Annotated in this window: 6 protein-coding genes; all 6 read right to left on the reverse strand. The window is 54.4% G+C overall.

From position 1 onward, the window contains the following. Window positions 1–203: 203 nt before the first annotated feature. Window positions 204–539 (reverse strand): recombinase family protein, encoded by a 336-nt coding sequence (locus tag IIY41_RS13080; protein ID WP_287401102.1) that lies wholly within the window; start codon window positions 537–539, stop codon window positions 204–206. A 38-nt stretch (window positions 540–577) separates the two neighbouring features. Further along, the gene (locus IIY41_RS13085; protein ID WP_287401104.1) at window positions 578–2,524 is read right to left on the reverse strand and encodes an ATP-dependent DNA helicase; all 1,947 of its coding nucleotides are present in this window, start codon (window positions 2,522–2,524) and stop codon (window positions 578–580) included. 540 nt (window positions 2,525–3,064) lie between these two features. Then, window positions 3,065–3,487: a helix-turn-helix transcriptional regulator gene (locus IIY41_RS13090; protein WP_287401106.1), complete on the reverse strand. Its 423-nt coding sequence runs from the start codon at window positions 3,485–3,487 to the stop codon at window positions 3,065–3,067. Window positions 3,488–3,832: 345 nt separating this feature from the next. Then, a complete protein-coding gene (locus IIY41_RS13095; protein WP_287401108.1) occupies window positions 3,833–4,654 on the reverse strand; it encodes a carbohydrate-binding protein in 822 nt (273 codons plus the stop codon). Window positions 4,655–4,688: 34 nt separating this feature from the next. Further along, window positions 4,689–6,080, reverse strand: coding sequence for a heparinase II/III domain-containing protein (locus tag IIY41_RS13100; RefSeq protein WP_287401110.1), 1,392 nt, complete (start codon window positions 6,078–6,080; stop codon window positions 4,689–4,691). A 421-nt stretch (window positions 6,081–6,501) separates the two neighbouring features. Next, on the reverse strand, window positions 6,502–7,108 hold a 607-nt coding region (locus IIY41_RS13105; RefSeq protein WP_287401112.1), incomplete at its 5' end, for a gluconate 5-dehydrogenase.

Consider the following 7,108-nt stretch of genomic DNA (forward strand, 5'->3'; position numbering starts at 1 on the left):
CTATTGGCTGGCGTCCTCCGGATGCCTTTGCGCGTGCCTTGTCTGAGCATCCCGCCGCCTGAGTGTGATACGACAAGATATCCTGCGTTTCTTTCTGTTTTTTCTTCATTTTTACTGTCCACGAAACCGGGAAGGGCACACGTAGCTCTCTGATATAGCGCCTGCGATAAACCTTTGATGTACAGTTCATAACGCACATCGGTCTATGTGCAAATTAAAACGGCACTGTGATCCTGCAAAAACTCCAGGACGCGCAGCGCCGTACTGTATTCATGGCTCAGCCGGCCAACATCTTCTACCAGAATGCCATTGGCGATTCCCTGCCGCACCGCTCTCTGCACCTCCCGCAATCCCATTCGGGCCAGCGTTCTGCCGGTGCTCATGTCCTGCGACGTTCCCACAACAGTCCAATGGTTGCGTTCCGCATCGGCCAGCAGCCCCTGCATCTGACGGATCAACACACCCGGGCGTGGAGAACTGCTGCGGGCATATGCCCAAAGTTTTAAATCATGCTTATTTATCCCATTCTGTTGCTCCATTGCCAACACCCCGTATATGTAATGTAAGGAAGGGTTTCTCACTGCCGAAAATATTCCGGCATCTTCCGTTCCCGGATGAACCGGGCCACATCCTCTAATCGGTCCGATAACCGGCACTCTGGCAGAGCTTCCAGCACAGCCGCATGATACCGCTGGCCCTCGGCTGCCCGCCTGTCTAAAACCGCCACGACACAGGTATCCGTTTCCGTCCGGATCGCCCGGCCAAATCCCTGCCGCAGCTTGCTCTGCATGTCCGGCAGCACTACTGCATGGATATATTCCCGCAGGCCGGGATACTGCTTCCGCTCCGCTTCACTGACCGGGTCCGGTACAGGGAACGGCAGGCGCGCGATCACCAGCAGCGACACCATATCTCCGGGGAAATCCATCCCTTCCCAACAAGGCCCCGCTGCAAACAGTACTGCATTGGAAAGGCTCTTGAACAGCCGGACAGCCTGATGTCCGTTCCGCCACGCCTCCAGCAATGGAAACGGCAGACGGTTCTGCAAATGCGTATGTACTTCTCCCATCAATCTGTACGAGGTGAACAATACCAGCGCATGACCATGCGTGGCTATGATCAATTCTTCAATGCGCCGGGCTAGGTGCTCCGCTTCTGCCCCGCTTCCGCTGTTCGGCATATCTTTCGGAATGTACAGCAGGCAATTCCGTTCATAATCAAACGGCGACAACGCTACAAAATTTTTTGTCCGGCCACACTGTTCCAGCCCCAGCATCTGTTCGGCCCGCATAAAGTTCCCGCCTGTCGCAAGCGTACCGGAGGTAAGGATCGCCGGTCTGCCGGACGCCCACAGCGCCCGCGCAAGCTGCATGGGAGTTTCCCGGCTGGCCGCGCAGAGCGCCGACGTACCGGAATGGCTGTGTTGAATGTACAGAACATAACGAGGGTTCTGGTTTCGGAACAGTTCAAGTGTATCTCCCATTCCTTCCAGCCGGTGGAGCAGCCAGCCCGGCAGATGCGGAGCAAGCTGAACGGCTGTTTGCCGCAGGCAGGCAATGGCAGTGTCCAGCGCACGGGCGCGCTCCGGAGTGAGCTCAAATACAACACTCGTTTCTTCCTGCTGATGCTCCGGGCGCGAAAGGCTTGCCATAAGCACCGCCTGCTTTTCAGCCAGCCGTTCTGATATGGAAACAAAGCGCTCTCTTCTCAGCGCTTCGCATACCCCGCGTATATCCTCCCACGATACGCTCCGGCTGTACATCTGGCGTGCCGCCTCCGGCAGCTTATGCGCTTCGTCCACCACCAAAACATGGTGTTCCTTTAAAAGAGGCCGCAGTTCCTGCTGACGGTGTACTGCATCAGCCAGCAGATAATTGTGGTTGCAGATTTGAATCACAACTTCCGCACTGCGCGACTCTCTCAGATATTGCTGATACCGGCAAAAGTCCCGCATAGTACAGTTCCGCGGGCACATGGGCGGCACGCATACATGGCGGCGGTCAAAGCCCGAAAGGTCCGGTGCCGCGTCCAAGTCATATGTTTTTTCCAAATTCCGAAGCGAAGCCGCCTGCCGTTTGCTGACATTTGTTTTTATGCACACCTGCGCCATGCGTTCCGCAAGTCTTGCTTCGCATACGAACCGCTCTTTTCCTTTTCGTATTACTGCACAGATCGGGTGGTTCAGTATCCCCGCCTGCAAAAGCACACGCGATAAAAATGGGATGTACTCGCTCATGATCGCTCCCTGCAGCGCAATGCTGGATGTGGAGATCACCACTGTGCCCGGAAGATGTACAGGCCGGAACCGCTGCCACAGCAGGCATGCTGCCAGATAAGCGTACGTTTTCCCGATGCCCACGCCTGCATCGCAGAGTACGATTTTCCCTTCGAACAGCGTATCCAGCATTTCATGGCACAGCTCGATCTGCGCTTCCCGTATCATAAGGCCGTGTTCGGGCAGCAGCGCCCGAAAAATGTGTTCCACCATGGCATGTGCCTTTTCAAAAGACGTTTGTTGTTCCATATGGCATTTCTCCAGTCTCATCCGCCGTTGACGGCAAACGGATGCGGCGCAGAACATTCCGCTCTGCGCCGCACCGATCTGACGTCAACGACAGCGTCGTTTTCATCGTCTGATTTGATTTTTGTGCCGTATTTGCAGCTCGCCCCCCGCACACATGGGAACACGGCAGGCGGGTCGATCGCTTACAACCACTCGCTGGCTCCCCAGGGGTCTTACTGATTACAACCCAAGGTCGGCCACCCGGTCTGTTGTGCCGGGCAACAGGCGTATCATTATCCCCCGCTCCATAGTCAAACGCAAAAGAGCCTGCTTGGCCCCTTGTCGGGCAAAATGGATCGCTCGGCGCAGACAGACAACACCGCTGTCCTTCAGAGAGGACAGCAGCATTGCCGTCTGCACGTCTTGGCGCTTTTCCCGATGTCGCTCGTATGGGCGGGAACGTACCTGCCGTGCTGATATGCGGTTGTCAAGCTACAAGTGAACTGCAAGTTTTTCGCCGTTCACTTAGTAGCCCAGGAAAATAGCGCAAATCTTTCCCTGTTACAAAAATTTTTTTATTTTTTTCCTAAGTTTGTATAGGCGCAGATCAACAGCATTGACGGTCGTGTGCATTCTCTCTGCTATCTCTTTACTCGAATAACCGCGCAGCCGCAATACCAGTATTTCAAGTGTAAGCCTGTCAGCCGTACACAGAACTGTGAGCAATCGCTCATTTTCAATCTCATCAAACAATTTCTCTACTGAAAAAACATCCTGTATCTGATTTTCCCGTACACTGTCATTGAGGCATGTCTCATCTTTCCATCGCTGTAAAAATTGCCGCTCCTTATTAAACTGTTGCCAATCGTATGTGTGCAGACGCTGGATCGTGTCCTCATCCACGCCCAGCTCCCTCATCTGCTTTTCTTCTTTCTCTTTCCAATTGAGCCATTCTATTTCTGCCTTTCGATGGTTGTATGCCATCTTTTTCCTCCAATCAATCTGAAATTCAAAAAATTCAGATTGATTGGAGGCGCACGTGCTCGTGGCCTCAACACCTTTAGTGATAGCTGCAATTTACGAATCTGTCCGTTATACAAAAAAAGAAGGCAGCCAAGCACTGCCGTGCATTGGCTGCCTTCAACATTTATGTACTATAAATTGTTGGCTATTCCATTCTTCAATGAAGTTGCGAATCAAATCCGTACGCTGGTTCGCTCTCGAAACGTCGTGATACACTTATGCGCTTCCAAATGACTGTTTTCCTTCAGCGCCTTTACTTCTACCTTTATAGCTTCCTGTGTATACCGTTCAGCTTAACGCCGAATTTTAATCGCTCTGCCTCTGGGAATCTTCTGTCTCTGCTTCTCTACCCCATGCCTCAAACTGCGTAAGAGCGGGAAAAGGAGACGAATCATCCGCCTTAATTAAGCTGTGAAGCGTGAGGCACGTTACTGTGCGCGGGGCAATGGGTATGCTTTGTGGAGCAGCTGTTTTTTCAAAGTGTAGCGTTTCACTGCTGCCGTCTGAAAAATCCACCGTTCCCTTCGTCCACCAGCTATCGTGGGGAAAATCTGCCCGCAGCGTCACACGCAGCTCATCCACAGTAACGGGACGGCCGAAATTCAATGTCCAAGAAGCCTGTGGGTCCCGATTGATGCCCCAGCTCTGATAAGGCCATTCGCCGTGAGAAGCATTTTCACCTATGCCGTCGATGGCATTATAAGCCGCGAATACAGCTTCCCCACGCGTTTCCACATTGGCAATAGCATGGGGGAAAAAGCCGTTATCTCCGTGTTGATCGAACGGATTCAAGGCAAGGTTGCGCCGACAACCCGTTTCATCGGGCCGCGCCAGCCGCGCGCGAACAAGGTGACGGGCACCTGTAAACGCCTTAGGCGAAAATACAATACGGTCCAGTCCGAAAGGGATTTGATAGCTGATTTCCCGCTGAGCGACATATACATACGCGGGCGTGAGTGTATCCTCAAACTGCACAACGCAGAAACAACCCGGCTCACGGCATTCCAGAACAATACGGTCGCCAGAGCGGTACTCACCAGTATATACAAGACTGACACTTTCACCTTCTTTACAGGTCATACAAGTATGTCCCTCAGCATCCAGTATCTTCAATTTGATGCTCTGCATGATGTAAGCCTCCTGATTATATAAGGCAAAGGCACTACTCGGCCTTAACCATGAGTTTACTTGTAAACGGTATGCGCAAGCGATACAGAACAGCGGGCCAAGCAATACGCAAACGTGCGTCTGTGATGGGCAGCGTATCCGTCTCAATAGGGCCGCACGCTCCCTCGAAAAACAATGTACCCAACGCACCTACTCGTATGCGGCAACCGTCAGCCTGGGGTGCTTCACATAGCATCAGGCTGAGAAAAGCGGTTTCGTATTCGCCGGAACATACATCATACAGCGTAAAGCCGGCTTTCTCCAGGCGAACGGTACGTGTGAAACGTTCCAGCCGAGCTTCAGCGGGCCAGGCTGCTGAAAGCTCCATGGAAATTTCAGCATCGTTCCCGGAAAAGGCGGTACGCACGTCTTGTGCGCGAAAGGCCGCGCCAGCCTGCTGCTGAACGCCGCCGAAGGTAGGTAAATTGTGCCACTGGCTCTGCATGGTCCAAATTTCATAGCGCTGGTCGGAAAAGGTCTTTTTCGTATAGGTTTCTACGCCCACGTCAATGAGAAAAGGCTTTCCGTAACGATATAGAATCACGCTGCCTGTATCGTTGTGATTGTGGCTATCTGCATTACAACCTGCCTTAGCCGCGAGGCACCAGCCGCCTCTCCTGACGAAAAACACACCCACACTGGGATAATAGATATCCCCGGACGGCACGGGAGGTGGTGCGTTTGCTGCCCGGTTCATGTCCGATGCGGCACGAGCCTCCAGAAGCTGATACCACAGGTTGATGCGCGCAATATCTCCGTTTTCGTCAGGGCTGGTGAGGCCCGCACGCCAGTCTTGCGCAGCAAATCGTGCCATATCCGGGTTCTCTGTGCGTAGGGCGAACAGATATTCCCGTGCACCGCGCCGTCCGGCAAAGGGGGAGCAATCAGCAAAATTCACATAATAAGGGCCATCCACATGCATACAGTAAATATATGCTGCGATATTTTGTATTTTTTGCTCTCGCCACAGACCTTCAAACGCACTGGGGGCGGCTGTGTACAGCAGCTCCAAACAGCCGAACAGGCACAGACCTGCATGAGTGTAATACTGCGCGCCTTCATTACAGCAGCCGTCGTGTCCATAATCTTTCAGGAAGCAATCCAGGGAGTGCGCGGCCTGTACGATAACGGCATGGCGCATCTGCTGCGAAAAGGGAAGTGCAAATACACACAGCAACACATTCTGGGTGCACCACGGCGTCCAGTTATTCAACGGTTCATCCCCGCCGCCCATCCACCAGAAATGCATGGTGCTGCAAGGCACAAGTATACGGCGTTCCACCTCGAACCTTACACGACGATGCACGGCTTCAGGAAGCATATCTCTCAAAGCTGCACAGGTACAGGCCAACAAAGCACCCGTTTCTGCGGCGAACAAATCCACCACGGGATTCTCCACATCCGGCCAGGAGAGCTGAGGCGCATCCCGTACATAGCCATTGTGTGCCGGGAGCTGCCAGGCGCTTTCCTCACAGATGCCCCAAACGGTATCCAGCACTGCATCCATACAATTCTCCGGCGCGCCGGAAAGTACGCCGCACACCAGATCCGTCAGCCGGCGACGGCGGGAGAAATACAGAGCTTCATATTGCGCACGGTCTCCAGTTTGAGAAAAACGTAGCCAGTCCGCGGCAGTGATTACGCTTAGCCCGGCAGCGCGTGCTGTTGCCGCGCGGATGTGCCAACGGACCCGAACAAGTTCCGGCAAGGCATCGAAGCACTCCGGTTGGGGACAGACGGACACTTCACATAACCGCTCCGGCACACGGGAAAGACATTCTTCGACCATGAGCGTATTTGCCTCCCACTTACGGCTGCTTACCGATGTAGGCGAGGATGCCGCCGTCCACATACAGCACATGACCGTTGACGAAGTTGGAAGCGTCGCTGGCAAGGAACACCGCCGGGCCCACAAGGTCCTCCGTGGTGCCCCAGCGCGCCGCCGGGGTCTTCGCGATGATGAACTGGTCGAACGGGTGGCGGCTTCCGTCCGCCTGGCGCTCCCGCAGCGGCGCCGTCTGCGGCGTCTCGATGTACCCCGGCCCGATGCCGTTGCACTGGATGTTGTATTCGCCGTATTCGCTGGCGATGTTCTTCGTCAACATCTTCAGGCCGCCCTTGGCCGCCGCATACGCGCTCACCGTCTCGCGCCCCAGCTCGCTCATCATGCTGCAGATGTTGATGATCTTTCCGTGCCCCTTTTCGATCATCCCCGGGAGCACCGCCTTGCTCACAATGAACGGCGCGTTCAGGTCCACGTCCACCACCTGCCGAAACTGCGCCGCCGTCATCTCGCACATCGGGATGCGCTTGATGATGCCCGCGTTGTTCACCAGAATGTCGATGACGCCCACTTCCTGGGCGATCTGCTTCACCATCGCCTGCACCGCGTCCTCGTCCGTTACGTCGCACACA

This window comes from Ruthenibacterium sp., from assembly GCF_017421385.1.
GTDB lineage: Bacteria > Bacillota > Clostridia > Oscillospirales > Ruminococcaceae > Ruthenibacterium > Ruthenibacterium lactatiformans.